This window comes from Streptomyces sp. x-19 (assembly GCF_046549115.1).
Classification (GTDB): domain Bacteria; phylum Actinomycetota; class Actinomycetes; order Streptomycetales; family Streptomycetaceae; genus Streptomyces; species Streptomyces albulus_C.
In genome coordinates, this window is record NZ_JAJPWK010000002.1 from 247516 (window position 1) to 262739 (window position 15224).

The 15224-nt window shown below is 71.0% G+C and carries 12 protein-coding genes; 8 read left to right on the forward strand and 4 right to left on the reverse strand.

All coding sequences use genetic code 11. The features are described 5' to 3' along the window. Positions 1-43: 43 nt before the first annotated feature. The gene (gene hisC, locus ACLJT4_RS05450; protein WP_411121224.1) at positions 44-1123 is read left to right on the forward strand and encodes a histidinol-phosphate transaminase; all 1080 of its coding nucleotides are present in this window, start codon (positions 44-46) and stop codon (positions 1121-1123) included. Between the two features lie 99 nt (positions 1124-1222). On the opposite strand, the gene ACLJT4_RS05455 is transcribed toward hisC, so the two are convergent. Beyond that, positions 1223-1591: a cyclophilin-like fold protein gene (locus tag ACLJT4_RS05455; RefSeq protein ID WP_411121225.1), complete on the reverse strand. Its 369-nt coding sequence runs from the start codon at positions 1589-1591 to the stop codon at positions 1223-1225. A 258-nt stretch (positions 1592-1849) separates the two neighbouring features. Between ACLJT4_RS05455 and ACLJT4_RS05460 the strand changes: the two genes are divergently transcribed. From ACLJT4_RS05460 to ACLJT4_RS05475, 4 genes are all read left to right on the forward strand, one after another. After that, positions 1850-3358 carry a cytochrome ubiquinol oxidase subunit I gene (locus ACLJT4_RS05460; protein ID WP_411121226.1) on the forward strand — a complete coding sequence of 503 codons (1509 nt, stop codon included), beginning with the start codon at positions 1850-1852 and terminating at the stop codon, positions 3356-3358. A gap of 9 nt (positions 3359-3367) precedes the next feature. Next, positions 3368-4369 carry a cytochrome d ubiquinol oxidase subunit II gene (gene cydB / locus ACLJT4_RS05465; RefSeq protein WP_016570822.1) on the forward strand — a complete coding sequence of 334 codons (1002 nt, stop codon included), beginning with the start codon at positions 3368-3370 and terminating at the stop codon, positions 4367-4369. Positions 4370-4423: 54 nt separating this feature from the next. Next, the gene (gene cydD / locus ACLJT4_RS05470; RefSeq protein ID WP_411121227.1) at positions 4424-8098 is read left to right on the forward strand and encodes a thiol reductant ABC exporter subunit CydD; all 3675 of its coding nucleotides are present in this window, start codon (positions 4424-4426) and stop codon (positions 8096-8098) included. A gap of 180 nt (positions 8099-8278) precedes the next feature. After that, entirely contained in the window at positions 8279-9955 is a 1677-nt protein-coding gene (locus ACLJT4_RS05475; RefSeq protein WP_411121681.1) for a GAF domain-containing protein, read from the forward strand. A 234-nt stretch (positions 9956-10189) separates the two neighbouring features. Here the strand turns inward: ACLJT4_RS05475 and ACLJT4_RS05480 are convergent, their stop codons facing one another. Then, positions 10190-11071: an HAD hydrolase family protein gene (locus ACLJT4_RS05480; protein WP_411121228.1), complete on the reverse strand. Its 882-nt coding sequence runs from the start codon at positions 11069-11071 to the stop codon at positions 10190-10192. A 111-nt stretch (positions 11072-11182) separates the two neighbouring features. Between ACLJT4_RS05480 and ACLJT4_RS05485 the strand changes: the two genes are divergently transcribed. The 3 genes from ACLJT4_RS05485 (at position 11183) to pspAB (ending at position 13842) form a co-directional block, all read left to right on the forward strand. Beyond that, positions 11183-12079 carry an LLM class flavin-dependent oxidoreductase gene (locus ACLJT4_RS05485; protein WP_037632547.1) on the forward strand — a complete coding sequence of 299 codons (897 nt, stop codon included), beginning with the start codon at positions 11183-11185 and terminating at the stop codon, positions 12077-12079. A gap of 200 nt (positions 12080-12279) precedes the next feature. Next, complete coding sequence (gene htpX / locus ACLJT4_RS05490) at positions 12280-13179, forward strand: zinc metalloprotease HtpX (protein WP_016570627.1); 900 nt, start codon at positions 12280-12282, stop codon at positions 13177-13179. Between the two features lie 99 nt (positions 13180-13278). Beyond that, positions 13279-13842: a PspA-associated protein PspAB gene (pspAB, locus tag ACLJT4_RS05495; RefSeq protein WP_411121229.1), complete on the forward strand. Its 564-nt coding sequence runs from the start codon at positions 13279-13281 to the stop codon at positions 13840-13842. Positions 13843-13866: 24 nt separating this feature from the next. Here pspAB and ACLJT4_RS05500 read toward each other — a convergent pair whose 3' ends face one another. Beyond that, entirely contained in the window at positions 13867-14409 is a 543-nt protein-coding gene (locus ACLJT4_RS05500; RefSeq protein WP_411121230.1) for an RNA 2'-phosphotransferase, read from the reverse strand. A 118-nt stretch (positions 14410-14527) separates the two neighbouring features. Beyond that, complete coding sequence (locus ACLJT4_RS05505) at positions 14528-15142, reverse strand: PadR family transcriptional regulator (RefSeq protein ID WP_411121231.1); 615 nt, start codon at positions 15140-15142, stop codon at positions 14528-14530. Between the last annotated feature and the right edge of the window lie 82 nt (positions 15143-15224).

Here is a 15224-nt window from a genome sequence, read left to right on the forward strand (position 1 = left end):
GTGCAGTATTGGAGTCGAGAGGGATGGTTGAGGAGGACCTGCGGTGAGCGAGAAGACCCCGAGGCTGCGTGCTGCGCTGGACGGCATCCCCACCTACAAGCCGGGGCGGCCGGCGGCGGCCGGCGGTCCGGTCGCCTACAAGTTGTCCTCCAACGAGAACCCCTACCCGCCGCTGCCGGGCGTCCTGGAGAGTGCGGTGGAGGCCGCCGGGTCGTTCAACCGTTACCCGGACATGGCGTGCACCGGCCTGATGGCGGAGTTGGCCGACCGGTTCTCGGTGCCGGTGGACCACCTGGCGACCGGTACCGGATCCGTGGGCGTGGCCCAGCAGCTGGTCCAGTCGACGGCCGGTCCCGGGGACGAAGTGATCTACGCCTGGCGGTCGTTCGAGGCGTACCCGATCGTCACCCAGGTCTCCGGTGCGACGTCGGTGCAGGTTCCGCTGACCTCCGGCGAGGTGCACGATCTGGACGCGATGCTGGCGGCGATCACCGAGCGGACCCGGTTGATCTTCGTCTGCAACCCCAACAACCCCACCGGCACCGTCGTGCGCCGTGCGGAGCTGGAGTCCTTCCTGGACCGGGTGCCGGACGACGTGCTGGTGGTGCTGGACGAGGCGTACCGCGAGTTCATCCGCGACGCGGACGTGCCGGACGGGATCGAGCTCTACCGCGACCGCCCCAACGTGTGCGTGCTGCGCACCTTCTCCAAGGCGTACGGCCTGGCGGGGCTGCGGGTGGGCTTCGCGGTGGCGCACCCGGAGGTGGCCGCGGCGCTGCGCAAGACGGCGGTGCCGTTCGGCGTCAGCCAGCTCGCGCAGGAGGCGGCGGTGGCGTCGCTGCGCAGCGAGGCGGCGTTGCTGGAGCGGGTCGACGCGCTGGTCGTCGAGCGGACGCGGGTGTACGACGCGCTGGTGGCGCAGGGTTGGACCGTACCGGCGTCGGAGGCGAACTTCGTCTGGCTGCGGTTGGGGGACCGGACCACCGCGTTCGCCGAGGCGTGCGAGCGGGCCGGGGTGGTCGTGCGGCCGTTCGCGGGCGAGGGCGTGCGCGTGACGATTGGCGAGGAGCCGGCGATGGACCTGTTCCTGGAGGCGGCGGCGGAGTTCCGCAAGGTTCTGTAGTCGTCTTCCGGTCCGTCGGCGGCGCGCTGCCGGCGGGCGGGCGGTGCGTTCCGAGGCCGTGGGTCCCTGTCCGACCCGCGGCCTCCGGCATGTGTGGCCTCAGGCCCCTTGGACGTGGATGGCGTCGCCGTTGCGGACGGTGGCCAGTGCGCGCGGGTCGCCGTCGACGCGGCCCAGGACGTTGCAGGGGGAGGCGAGTCGGGACTCGTCGCCGCGGGATATCGGGGTCGGCCCGTAGGGGAGCGCGAGGGCGTTGCCCTCGGTCCAGAAGGCGACCGTGCCGGGGTCGACGACCTGGCGGGCGTCGGACTCCAGGGCGGGGGTGAGCCCGGTGTCGAAGTAGACCTCCTCGCCCCAGGTGTTCGCCGTGCCGTGGAGCGGCAGGGCGGCGAGGAGCGCGGTGGCGGTCGGGGTGTCGTCGAGGGTGGCGGTCACGTGCCCGGCGGGCCAGGAGATGCGGATCTTCATGGCGACGAATTCAACAATATGTTGAAGCCGCGCGGAAGGGCGTGGACATAACCTCGGCATAAACGTTCACGGGCCATGGATTCGTACGTGACCGCAGTCACGTACCCCCCTTCCCCAAGGTGAGAGGTGCATGGGTAATAATGCTTGTGAATGTGAACGCGTTCACAAGCTCACGTCCTGACCTGTGGCGTCTCGTGCGCCGCAAAAGGGACATACCTGCCGTGAAGCGGCGATGCAAGGACGTAAGGAGGTCGCGACGTGGAACTGGCTTTGGCGCCGGAGACTATGGCGCGATGGCAATTCGGCATCACGACCGTCTACCACTTCCTGTTCGTCCCGCTGACGATCTCCCTCGCCGCTTTGGTGGCCGGACTTGAGACCGCATGGGTGCGAACCGGTAAGCAGAAGTACCTCAAGGCCACCAAGTTCTGGGGCAAACTGTTCCTGATCAATATCGCGATGGGCGTCGTCACCGGCATCGTCCAGGAATTCCAGTTCGGCATGAACTGGTCGGACTACTCGCGGTTCGTCGGGGACGTCTTCGGTGCGCCGCTCGCCTTCGAAGCCTTGATCGCGTTCTTCTTCGAGTCCACGTTCATCGGTCTGTGGATCTTCGGCTGGGACAAGCTGCCGAAGAAGCTCCACTGCTTCTGCATGTGGATGGTGTCCATAGGAACGATCCTCTCGGCGTACTTCATCCTCGCCGCCAATTCCTGGATGCAGCACCCGGTCGGTTACAAGTACAACCACGTCACCGGACGGGCCGAGCTGACCGACTTCTGGAAGGTGCTGACGCAGGACACCACCCTCGTCGTCGTCTTCCACACCCTGACCGCGGCGTTCCTGACCGGTGCCGCCTTCATGGTCGGCGTCTCCGCGTACCACCTGATGCGCAAGAAGCACGTCAAGGTCATGCGGACGTCGCTGCGGCTCGGCCTGGTCACCCTGGTCATCGCCGGCATGCTCACCGCGATCAGCGGTGACTCGCTCGGCAAGGTCATGTTCAAGCAGCAGCCGATGAAGATGGCCTCGGCCGAAGCGCTGTGGGACAAGGCCGCGCCGGCACCGTTCTCGGTCTTCTCGTACGGCGACGTCGCCAAGGGGCACAACAAGGTCGCCATCGAGATACCGGGCCTGCTCTCCTTCCTGGCGCACAGCGACTTCTCCTCGCCGGTGCCCGGCATCAACGACGTCAACAAGGCCGAGCAGCAGAAGTTCGGGCCCGGTGACTACCGGCCCAACATCCCGGTCACCTACTGGGGCTTCCGCTGGATGATCGGCTTCGGGATGACGTCCTTCGTCATCGGTCTGGCCGGCCTGTGGCTCACCCGCAGGAAGTTCTGGCTCGCGCCCGCGCTGCGGACCGGCGACGAGGAACCACCGCACCTCGCGCTCACCAAGGACAAGGTGCTGGGCGAGCGCCTGACCAAGTGGTACTGGCGACTGGCCTTCGTCACCCTCGGCTTCCCGCTGATCGCCAACTCGTGGGGCTGGATCTTCACCGAGATGGGCCGCCAGCCCTGGGTCGTCTACGGCGTGCTGCGCACCCGTGACGCGGTCTCGCCAGGCGTCACGCAGGGCGAAGTGATCACGTCCCTGGTCGTCTTCACCACGCTCTACGCGATCCTCGCCGTGGTCGAGGTACGGCTGCTGGCGAAGTACATCAAGGCCGGACCCCAGGAACTCACCGACTCCGACCTCAACCCGCCCACCAAGATCGGTGGAGATTCCACCGACGCCGACCGGCCGATGGCCTTCTCGTACTAGGAGGCGACCGTGCAACTCCACGACATCTGGTTCGTCATCATCGCCTTCCTCTGGACCGGCTACTTCTTCCTGGAGGGCTTCGACTTCGGGATCGGCGTGCTCACCAAGCTGCTGGCCCGGGATCGGAGCGAGCGGCGGGTGCTGATCAACACCATCGGCCCGGTCTGGGACGGCAACGAGGTCTGGCTGCTCAGTGCGGGCGGCGCGACCTTCGCCGCCTTCCCGGACTGGTACGCGACCCTCTTCTCCGGGTTCTACCTGCCCCTGCTGCTGATCCTGGTCTGCCTGATCGTGCGCGGAGTGGCGTTCGAGTACCGCGCCAAGCGGCCCGAGGAGTACTGGCAGCGCAACTGGGAGCACGCGATCTTCTGGACCTCGCTGCTGCCCGCGGTGCTGTGGGGCGTGGCCTTCGGCAACATCGTCCACGGCGTGAAGATCGATGCCCACAAGGAGTACGTCGGCGGCCTGCTCGACCTGCTCAACCCGTACGCGATCCTCGGCGGTCTGGTGACGCTGACGCTGTTCACCTTCCACGGTGCGGTGTTCGCCTCGCTGAAGACCGTGGGGGACATCCGGGAGCGGGCGCGCAGGATGGCGGGTGTCCTCGGACTGATCACCGCCGTGCTCGCGATCGGGTTCCTGGCGTGGACCCAGGCCGACCGGGGGAACGGCAGCAGCCTGGTCGCCATGGTCGTCGCCGTGGTGGCGCTGGTCGCCGCGCTCGGGGCCAACAAGCTCGGGCGTGAGGGCTGGGCGTTCGCGTTCTCCGGGATCACCATCGCGGCGGCGGTCGCGATGCTGTTCCTGACGCTCTTCCCGAACGTCATGCCGTCCACGTTGAACGAGAGCTGGAGCCTCACGGTCAGCAACGCCTCGTCCAGCCCCTACACCCTGAAGATCATGACGTGGTGCGCCGGGATCGCCGCGCCGCTCGTGATGCTCTACCAAGGGTGGACCTATTGGGTGTTCCGCAAGCGGATCGGCACCCAGCACATCGCCGAAGCCCACTAGCTGAGTCCCGCCCCGCCCGGCCAGGGCGGGGCTCGGGAGAACGGAAGGTTTCACGTGAAACCGGTCGACCCGCGCCTGCTCCAGTACGCCCGTGCCACCCGCGGATTCCTCATCGCGGTGGTGGTGCTGGGGCTTGCCGGCGCAGGCCTGGTCATCGGTCAGGCCATGCTGATCGCGGAGATCGTGGTCGGAGCCTTCCAACACGACCTCGCCCTCGACGCGCTGGTCACGCCGGTGGCGTTGCTCGCCGCCATCTCCGTCGGCCGGGGGCTGGTCTCCTGGCTCACCGAACTGGCCGCGCACCGCGCCAGCGCGGCGGTCAAGTCCGAACTGCGGATGCGGCTGATCGAGCGGGCCACGGCGCTCGGGCCCGGGGCTGCGGTCCAGCGCGCGGACGGGACCGAGGACGCCGGCACCTTGGAGCTGCGGACCGGGGAACTGACGAACCTGGCCACCCGCGGCATCGACGCCCTCGACGACTACTTCGCCCGGTACCTGCCGCAGTTGGGGCTGGCGGTCGTGGTGCCGATCGCGGTGCTGGTCCGGATCGTCACCGGGGACTGGATCTCCGCGCTGACGATCGTGATCACCCTGCCGCTGATCCCGCTCTTCATGGTCCTCATCGGCTGGGCCACCCAGTCGCGGATGGACCGCCAGTGGCGGCTGCTCGCCCGGCTCTCCGGGCACTTCCTCGACGTCGTCGAGGGCCTGCCGACCCTCAAGATCTTCGGCCGGGCCAAGGCCCAGGCCGCTTCCATCCGCGCGATCACCGACGAGTACCGCCAGGCCACCCTGCGCACCCTGCGGATCGCGTTCCTCTCCTCGTTCGCGCTCGAACTCCTCGCCACCATCTCGGTGGCGCTGGTCGCGGTCGGCATCGGCATGCGCCTGGTGCACGGCGAACTCGACCTCTACACAGGGCTGATGGTGCTGGTGCTGGCGCCCGAGGCGTACCTGCCGCTGCGGCAGGTGGGGGCGCAGTACCACGCCGCGGCCGAAGGGCTCTCGGCGGCGGAGGAGATCTTCGCCGTGCTGGAGACCCGGCCGCGGACGCCCGGCACGGCGCCCGCGCCCGACGGCACCGGGCTGACCGTCGAGCAGCTGGTGGTCCGCCACCCCGGGCGCAGCGCGGCGTCGCTGCCGGCGACCTCGTTCGAGGTCCGCCCCGGCGAGACCGTCGCGCTGGTCGGCCCCTCCGGCGCCGGCAAGTCGACGCTGCTGAGCGTGGTGCTCGGCTTCACCGAACCGTCCGAGGGGCGGGTCCTCGTCGACGGACGGGACGTCGCCGACCTCTCCCCCTCCGACTGGCGCAGCCGGATCGCCTGGGTGCCGCAGCATCCGCACCTCTTCGCCGGCTCCATCGCGGAGAACGTCCGGCTGGTGCGGCCGGACGCCGACGACGCGGCGGTCCGCACGGCGCTGGGCGAGGCCGGCGCGCTGGACTTCGTCGACGCGCTGCCCGACGGCCCGGCCACCCGGCTCGGGGAATCCGGCGCCGGGCTCTCCGCCGGCCAGCGCCAGCGCATCGCGCTCGCCCGTGCCTTCCTCGCCGACCGCCCGGTCGTGCTGCTCGACGAGCCCACCGCCAATCTGGACGGTGAGACCGAGCAGGCCCTGGTCGAGGCGGTGGGCCGGCTCGCGGTCGGGCGCACGGTCCTGATGGTCGTCCACCGGCCGGCGCTGCTGGCGGTGGCGGATCGCACGGTGCGGTTGGCGGCGCCCGAGGTGGCCGACGGGTCCGTGGCACCGGCGGTGGCGGCAGTTTCCGCGCCGGGTCCGGACGCGGGTGCGGTGCCGGCCGCCGAGCCGGTCCCACCGGTGGTCGGTGGGTCGGAGCCGGGTGGCTCCGTGCCGGGTTCCGCGCGCTCCGCGCTGGGGCGCCTGCGTGGGCTGGCCCGGGCCCGGCGGGCGCGCCTGGGGCTCGCGTTGCTGCTCGGCAGCCTCGCCCTGGGCTGCGCGGTGGGCCTGATGGCGACCTCCGGCTGGCTGATCTCGCGGGCCTCGCAGGAGCCGCCGGTGCTGTATCTGATGGTGGCGGTGACCGCGACCAGGGCGTTCGGTATCGGCCGGGCGGTCTTCCGGTACGCCGAGCGACTGGTGGCGCACGACGCGGTGTTCCGGATGCTCGCCGACGTCCGGGTGGCCGTCTTCCGACGGTTGGAGCGGCTGGCCCCGGCCGGCCTCAAGGAGCGCCGCCGCGGCGATCTGCTGTCGCGGTTGGTCGCGGACGTCGATGCGGTGCAGGACTACTTCCTCCGCTGGTTGCTGCCGGTCGGGGCGGCACTGCTGGTCGGCGTGGGCACCGTCGCGTTCACCGGCTGGCTGCTGCCGGAAGCCGGGGTGATCCTCGCGGGCGGACTGCTGCTCGCCGGGGCCGGGGTGCCCGCGCTGTCGAGCGCGCTGGCCCGGCGTGCGGAGCGCCGGCTGGCCCCCGCCCGAGGGGTGCTCGCCACCCGGGTCGTCGATCTCCTCACCGGTACCGCCGAGTTGACGGTCGCCGGGGCCCTCGGGGCCCGCACGGAGGGGGTGCGCCGCGCGGACCGGGACCTGACCCGGATCGCCTCGCGTTCGGCCACCGCGGCCGGGGCGGGAGCCGGCCTCTCGGCGCTGCTGTGCGGGCTGACCGTGGCCGCCGCCGCGGTGGTGGGCATCCAGGCCGTGCACGCGGGCCGGCTGGCCGGCGTGGAACTGGCCGTCATCGTGCTCACCCCGCTCGCCGCGTTCGAGGCGGTCGCCGGGCTGCCGCTGGCCGCGCAGTACCGGCGCCGCACCCGGCACGCCGCGGACCGGGTGTTCGAGGTGCTGGACGCGCCGGCGCCGGTCCGTGAGCCGGACGCCCCCGTGGCCGCGCCCGACGCGCCGTTCCCGCTGACCGTGAGCGGTCTGACCGCACGTCACCCCGGGCAGGAGGAACCGGCGCTGGACGGCGTCGGCTTCACCCTGGCACCGGGCCGCCGGCTCGCCGTCGTCGGCCCGTCCGGATCCGGCAAGACCACGCTCGCGCAGGTGCTGTTGCGCTTCGTGGACCGCGAGTCGGGGGCCTACACCCTGGCCGGGACGGACGCGCAGGAGATGGCCGGCGACGCGGTGCGACGGCTGGTGGGGCTGTGCGCGCAGGACGCGCACCTCTTCGACAGCTCGCTGCGGGAGAACCTCCGGCTCGCCCGGCGCGACCGCAGTGCCGGTGCGGGCGGTGCCGACGACCAGGACCTCTGGGACGCGCTCGACCGGGCGCGGCTGGCGGCCTGGGTGCGTGGGCTGCCCGACGGCCTGGACACCATGGTCGGGGAGCATGGCGCCCGGCTCTCGGGCGGCCAGCGGCAGCGGCTCGCCCTCGCGCGGGCCCTGCTCGCGGACTTCCCGGTGCTCGTGCTGGACGAGCCGGCCGAGCACCTCGACCTGGCCACGGCCGACGCGCTGACCGCCGATCTGCTGGCGGCCACCGAGGGCCGGACCACGCTGCTGATCACGCACCGGCTCGCCGGGCTGGACGCGGTCGACGAGGTGTTGGTGCTGGACCGCGGCCGGGTGGCGCAGCGTGGTGCTTACGCGGAGTTGGCCGCGGTCGACGGTCCGTTCCGGCGGATGTTGGAGCGTGAGCGGGCGGTGGACGCGGCGTATCCGCGGATGGTGACCGGCGGGGACGGAAGCGCGCGGGAGGACGCCGAGCGGGTGCCCGCGGGGGCGTCCGCCGGTGCAGGCGCCGACGTGGCCGCGTTCTCGGGATGACGGTCGGGACCGGCGCCGGGCCCGGGAGGGCGCGGGCCGGTCATCCGTGGGGGCGGGCCGTGCCGGAGAACTGAACTTTCCCCTGAAATGGCCCCTTATTAGGCTCGGGGCATGGCAGTCACGGCAGGATCGCCCCCAGACCCCGTGGACACCGCACGCGCCGGTGGACGCCCGGACCCCATGGACGCCGCCACCGAGGCCACCCGCAGCCTCCAGGGGCTGTCGTCCGAGCTGACTGCCCGGGTCCCACAGCTGTTGGAGGCGATGCGCACGGTCGGCGCCGGGCTGGACCTGCACATCACCCTGGACCGGATCGTGGAGACCGCCGCCGAACTCGCCGATGCGCGCTACGCCGCGATCGGGATCATCGACGACGCCCGGGAAGGGCTGTCGGACTTCGTGACCTACGGCGTCACCGGTGAGCAGCACGAACGCATCGGCGCGCTGCCCGACGGCCACAAGGGCCTGCTCGGTGCGTTGATCCACGACCCGAAGCCGGTGCGGCTGGCGGACCTCACCCAGGACCCCCGCTCGGCGGGCTTCCCGCCCGGTCACCCGCCGATGCGGTCGTTCCTCGGGGTGCCGATCCGCGTTCAGGGCGAGATCTACGGCAACCTCTACCTGACCGAGAAGCGCGGAGGGGAGTTCAGCGAAGAGGACCTGCACATGGTGCGGGTGCTGGCCACCGAGGCCGGGATCGCGATCGGCAACGCCCGGCTGTACGCCGCGACCCGGCAGCGGGAGCGCTGGATCGACGGTTCGGTGGCGGTGACCACCGAGCTGCTCGCCGGCAGCGACGTCGACGACGCGCTCGCGGTCGTCGCCGAACAGGCCAGGAAGCTGGCGGATTCGACGGCCGGCATCGTGCTGCTGCCGGACGAGGACGGCGGGTTGGAGGTCGTCGCGGTGTCCGCCGACGACCCGACCGGAATCCTGGGGACCCAGATCCCGCCCGACAGCCCGGTGACCGAGCAACTCCTCGCCGGCGAACCGGTCTTCGTGGACGACTCGGCCAGCGATCCGCGGATGGTCACCGATCTCGCGCCGCGGTTCGGCCCGAGCATGCTGCTGCCGCTCAAGAGCGGTGGGCGGGTGCTCGGCACCCTCGCCACACCGCGGGGCCGTGGCGCCCGGGCGTTCTCCGCCGCCGAGCGGACCCTCGCCACGCAGTTCGCCGCACAGGCCGCGCTGGCGCTGGTGCTGGCCGACGCGCAGCGCGACCGGGAGCGGCTGGCGGTCTACGAGGACCGCGACCGGATCGCCCGTGACCTGCACGACCTCGTGATCCAGCGGCTGTTCGCGACGGGGATGATGTTGGAGAGCGCACAGCGCAAGACCGTGGTGCCGGAGGTGGCCCGGCGGGTAGGCAAGGCCATCGACGAACTCGACATCACCATCCAGGAGATCAGGACCGCGATCTTCGCCCTTCAACAGAGCCCGGCCGAGGCGCCGTCGGGGCTCCGGACCCGGGTCCTGCGGGAGATCGGCACCGCTGCCGTACCACTCGGCTTCCAGCCGTCAGCGCAGTTCGTCGGCCCCGTGGACTCCCGAGTCGGGGAGCGGGCCGGCAAGAACCTGATCGCCGCGCTGAGGGAGGCGTTGTCGAACGCCTTCCGGCACGCCGGGGCATCCCGGATCGAGGTGGTGGTCGACGCGACGGCCAGCTTGCCGGACGGCACTCCCGGTGTCCGGTTGACCGTCGCCGACGACGGGGTGGGGATTGCGCGGGGCGGGCGTCGCAGCGGCCTCAAGAACCTCGCCAAGCGGGCGGAGTCGCTGGGTGGGTCCAGCACGTACGGTCCCGGGCTGGGTGAGGAGGATGGGGGGACGATGGTGACCTGGGAGGCGCCGCTTTAGGGGGAACGGGGGCGGTGGCTGCCCCGGCCGGACGCGTGGTTTCACGTGAAACGGCCTTCTCTTTCCCGGAGTTGATCGTTTCACGTGAAACATCTCGGTCCGGAAAGCTGCGCGTGGTTTCACGTGAAACCACGCGCACTGCGTGGAACTGCTGAGTGCACGCGTCAGCTGAGCGAGGGCGTCAACCAGCGGTCCGTTGTCGCTTCGGGGGCGGCGGCACCGTCCCTGACGTCCTCACCGCTGGCGCAGGATCTGCTCGATCACGGCGGCCACGCCGTCGTCGTTGTTGGACGCCGTGCGACCCGTCGTCGCCGCCAGCACGTCCGGATGGGCGTTGGCCATGGCGTACGAGGTGCCTGCCCAGGTGAGCATCTCGATGTCGTTCGGCATGTCACCGAAGGCGACCACCTCGTCCGGCGAGATCCCGCGTTCCGCGCAGCAGCGGGCCAGGGTGCCGGCCTTGCTGACGCCCAGGCCGCTGATCTCCAGGAGCGCGGTGGGGCTGGACCGGGTGAAGGACGCCAGGTGGCCGGAGGCGGCCCGGGCGAGGGTGAGGAAGGCGTCGGGGTCCAGCTCGGGGTGGTGCGCCAGCAACTTGAGCACCGGGTGGTCGCTGGCGCTGCCGACATCGTTCGTCGGACCCGGTCTGGACGGTGCGGCGAAACCCTCGGCGAGGAGCTTCTCCGCGGGCGCGATGACCGCGGCCGGGTCGAGGAGGAAGGGCGGGTACTGCGGCTCGTAGTGGATGCCGCTGGTGCGCTCCACGGCGAAGGTGGTGCCGGGAGCCGCCGCGCGCAGGGCGTGGACGACGTCGAGCGCCACCGTGTGGTCCAGCGGGCTGACCTCGACGATCCGGTTCTCCCGGTGCAGATCGACGACGGCCGCGCCGTTCGCGCAGATCGCCAGGCCGTGGCCGTGCACGTGATCGCTGACCACGTCCATCCAGCGAGCCGGACGCCCGGTGACGAAGAACACCTCGATGCCCGCCTTCTCCGCGGCGGCGAGCGCGGCGATCGTCCGGCCGGAGACCGTCTTGTCGTCGTGCAGCAGGGTGCCGTCGAGATCGGTGGCGATCAGCCGGGTGGGCCGGGGCGGCGTGGCGGGGGCATCAGTCACGGGGCCATCTTCGCGTACCGGCACGTACGGATGTGCGGTGGGTGGCGGACCGGAGTCCGGTGGCCAGGCGGCCGGGCGGGGTTTCCGCGGCGCCCCCGTACGCTCGAATGCATGCGAGTGAGCACTGTGATCCTGCCTGTCCGCCGCTGGTCCGAAGGCGGGAAGGAGACCTGGCAGCGCGCCGAGGAACTCGGGTTCCACGCTGCGTACACGTACGACCACCTTTCCTGGCGGGACTTCCGCGACCAGACCTGGTTCGGCGCCCTCCCGACGCTGACCGCGGCCGCCACCGCGACCTCCCGGATGCGACTGGGCACCCTCGTCACCTCGCCGAACTTCCGGCACCCGGTCACCCTCGCCAAGGAACTGATCTCCCTCGACGACATCAGCGCGGGCCGCGTCACGCTGGGCATCGGCGCCGGCGGCAACGGCTTCGACGCGACCGCGCTGGGCCAGGAGCCCTGGTCGCCGCGGGAGCGGGCCGACCGCTTCGCCGAGTTCACGGCGCTGCTGCACCAGCTGCTGACCCAGGACGCCGTCTCGCACCGAGGCACGCACTACTCCGCGGACGAGGCGCGCAACGTCCCCGGCTGCGTGCAGCGGCCGCGGCTGCCGTTCGCGGTGGCGGCCACCGGCCCGCGCGGGCTGAAGCTGGCGGCCCGCTACGGCCAGGCGTGGGTGACCACCGGTGACCCCAAGGTGTCGAACGCGGGCGGCACCCCGGCCGAGTCGCGGGAGGCCATCCGCAGGCAGGTCGACGGCCTGGCCAAGGCGTGTGCGGACCAGGGCCGTGACCTCGACGAACTCCAGAAGATCATGCTGACCGGCTTCACCCCGGACCAGCCGCTGGACTCCTTGGACGCCTTCGTGGACTTCGCCGGCCGCCATGCCGAGCTGGGCATCGACGAACTGGTTGTCCACTGGCCGATCGCCGATTCGATCTTCGCCACCGACCCGGCGGTCTTCGAGCGGATCGCCACCGAGGGGCTCGCCCAGCTCGGCGCGTAGCCGCGTCCGGCTGCGCATCGGCGACGAAGGGCCGCAGATCCTGGTGCGCCCTGGCCTCCGGCCGGGGCTTTACCCGGTATATAGCCACCAAGAGGGAGAATTGGGGCAGCGGCGCAGTGTGCGAGACCTGGCGCCCGTCGGATGACGGCGCGTGCCCGGGTCGGCGCACTGCGCGAAGTGCGGTGCGTAGTGGAGGAGCCATGGCACAGACCCGATTCGCCCCGGACCGTGGGCTGACCTCGCGCATGGTCATGACGATGTTCTTCATCGGGCTGCTGTACGTCGTGGTCGTCAGTGCGCTGGTGGTGCTGCTCAAGGGCGCCTGGGTGGTGGTCCTGTTGATCGCCGGGGCCATGTTCGTCGCCCAGTTCTGGTTCAGCGATCGGATCGCGGCCTTCAGCATGGGGGCGCACGAGGTCACGCCGGAGCAGGCGCCCGAACTGCACGGCGCCGTGGACCGGCTCTGCGCGCTGGCCGACATGCCCAAACCGAGGGTCGCGATCGCCGAGTCGGACGTGCCGAACGCCTTCGCCACCGGCCGCAACCAGAAGAACTCCATGGTCTGCGCCACGACCGGGCTGCTCAGGCGCCTGGAGCCGGAGGAGCTGGAGGGCGTCCTGGCGCATGAGCTCTCCCACGTCGCCCATCGCGACGTCGCGGTGATGACCATCGCTTCGTTCCTCGGCGTCCTGGCCGGCATCATCACCCGCGCCGCCCTGTGGAGCGGCGTCGGGCGCAACAACCGGGACCAGAACGCCGCCATCGCGGTGCTGATCGTCACCGCCGTCAGCGTCGTCGTGTACGCCATCAGCTTCCTGCTGACCCGGCTGCTCTCCCGCTACCGCGAACTGTCCGCGGACCGGGCCGCGGCGATACTGACCGGTCGCCCCTCGGCGCTGGCGTCCGCCCTGACGAAGGTCACCGGCCAGATCGCACGGATCCCCACCGAGGACCTCCGCAAGGCCCAGCCGTTCAACGCCTTCTACTTCGCCCCGGCGTTCAACAAGGAGAGCTTCAGCCAGCTGCTGTCGTCGCACCCCACGCTGGAGCAGCGGCTCGACCAGCTGGGCCGGATAGCGGCGCAGTTGGGGCGGCCGTGAACGGCTGCCGGCGGGACGGCAGTGGCCGACGCACGGCGATGTTTCCCGTGAAACACCTCGCCGCGTCACCGGAGCGAAGGATCAAGGAGTAAGCCGCGCATGGGATTTCTGGACGCCATCCTCGGCCGTAGCAAGCCGGTACGCCCGGATCTGGACCAGCTGTTCGCGCTGCCGTCCGCCGCGGTCACCCTGCAGGCCGCGGCGGGGTTCCTCCCCACCGGGCTGGGGTCGGTGTGTTTCGCGAGCGTCGAGGGCGGCGCCTTCTCACGCATCCAGGACGAGGCGCGAGCGCTGCTGGACGGCTCGGTGGAGTTCACGCAGGACGCGTACGGCTACACGTGGTTGTTGGTGCGGCATGCCCCGGAGGACGTGGCGGGCCTGGTCAACGATCTGCACGCGGTCAACACGTCGCTGGAAGAGGCGGGGTTCGGGCCGCAGCTGCTCTGCTCCCTGATCGGGTTCCGCGATGAGCGGCAGCGGTCGTTGGCGCTGGTCTACCTCTACAAGCGCGGCACGTTCTATCCCTTCGCGCCGCGACCCGACGGCGGCGAGAAGCGGGACAACCCGCTCGAACTCCAGGTCCGGGCGATGCTCGGGGACGATCTGACGGTCGAGAAGGACCTGTCCCGGTGGTTCCCCGTGTGGGGAGCGCCCGGCCTCTGACCTGTGCGTTTCCTGAGAGGGAGATCAGCCGGGGAAGCGGAGGAACTCCGGCGGGACCCGTTCGGTCAGCCAGACCCCGTTGGCGCTGACGTGGAAGACGTGACCGGCCCGGTGCATCGCGCCCGCGTCGACCGTCAGCACGACCGGAGTGCCGCGCCGTGCGCCCACGCGGGTCGCGGTCTCGCGGTCCGGTGAGAGGTGCACGGCATGTCGGGACATCGGGCGCAGCCCCTCGCGCCGGATGGCGGCGACGCTCCGCTCCACCGTGCCGTGGAAGAGGAAGCCGGGCGGCACCGCCGGCGGCAGTCCGAGGTCGATGCGGATGGAGTGGCCCTGACAGGCACGGATGCGGCCGTGCTCCAAGGCGTAGCGCTGCTTGTCGTTGTCGGCGACCACGGTCTCCAGCTCCGCTCGGGAGAACGGGAAACCGTGTCGCGCGGCGGCGTCGATCAGCTCCGCCACGGGAACCCAGCCGTGGACGTCGAGGGTGATGCCGATCCGCTCCGGCTCGTGGCGCAGGCGTTTCGCCAGGTACTTCGAAATGCGCACGGAGCGCTGGTGGTTCATGGCTTCAGCATGCCGCGGCGTCCGTGCCGCGGCACCCGAAATTCGGCGCGGGGCGGAAGGGCCGCGCGTCACCGCCGTCAGTGGGCGCGCAGGCGACGGTGAGCGTCGGGCGCGGCCCTCACACGTCGTCGGGACGCTCGGGGGCCGGCTCCCCGTCCAGCTCCGTCTGCTCCGCCTCGTACCGGGCGCGGGCCAGCTCGCTGGCCTTCCTGGCCTTGGCGCTGGTCACCTCGTCGGCGGCCCAGCGGGCCCATTCCTCCATCGTCGCGGACAACCGCAGGCCGTACTCCAGCGCGATCTGCCCGTAGACAGAGATCATTTCGTCGTCCCACTCGGTGCTTTCGTCGACCTGCTTGTAGGTCTCGTGCGCGCGGGCGGCGGCCTCGGCCTGCGTGAGGAGGTAGGTGCGCGCCTCGAGCGGGGTGAGGATGCCGAGGAAGAACACCCGCAGCAGGGCGTCGTGGCGCTGCTGGCCGATGGGTGCGACCTCGGTGAGCCAGTGGCGCAGCTCGGTCAGGCCGTCGTGGGTGATCGCGTATTCCTTGCGGCCGCGCGGGCCCTGGGCGGCGACCTCGACCAGGCCGGCGGTCGTGAGCTTGTTCAGTTCGCCGTAGACCTGGCTCTGGGTCGCCGGCCAGACGCTGGTGAGCGAGGCGTTGAACAGCTTCATCAGGTCGTAGCCGCTCGCCGGGGACTCGGAGAGCAGGCCCAACACGGCATGTCTCAGGCTCATGACTCGCACTTTACCTTCCACAGTCGACATGTCAAAGCTGGACTTTCCAACTTCGACATGTCACTGTTGGAATGTCATCGGG

What these genes read in the sequence shown, in the direction of transcription:
- ACLJT4_RS05475 (WP_411121681.1), top strand. Translation starts at nt 8,279, where the DNA reads ATGGACGCCGCCACCGAGGCCACCCGCAGCCTCCAGGGGCTGTCGTCC.
- htpX (WP_016570627.1), top strand. Translation starts at nt 12,280, where the DNA reads ATGGCACAGACCCGATTCGCCCCGGACCGTGGGCTGACCTCGCGCATG.
- ACLJT4_RS05500 (WP_411121230.1), bottom strand. Translation starts at nt 14,409, where the DNA reads ATGAACCACCAGCGCTCCGTGCGCATTTCGAAGTACCTGGCGAAACGC.
- ACLJT4_RS05505 (WP_411121231.1), bottom strand. Translation starts at nt 15,142, where the DNA reads ATGAGCCTGAGACATGCCGTGTTGGGCCTGCTCTCCGAGTCCCCGGCG.
- ACLJT4_RS05485 (WP_037632547.1), top strand. Translation starts at nt 11,183, where the DNA reads ATGCGAGTGAGCACTGTGATCCTGCCTGTCCGCCGCTGGTCCGAAGGC.
- ACLJT4_RS05455 (WP_411121225.1), bottom strand. Translation starts at nt 1,591, where the DNA reads ATGAAGATCCGCATCTCCTGGCCCGCCGGGCACGTGACCGCCACCCTC.
- pspAB (WP_411121229.1), top strand. Translation starts at nt 13,279, where the DNA reads ATGGGATTTCTGGACGCCATCCTCGGCCGTAGCAAGCCGGTACGCCCG.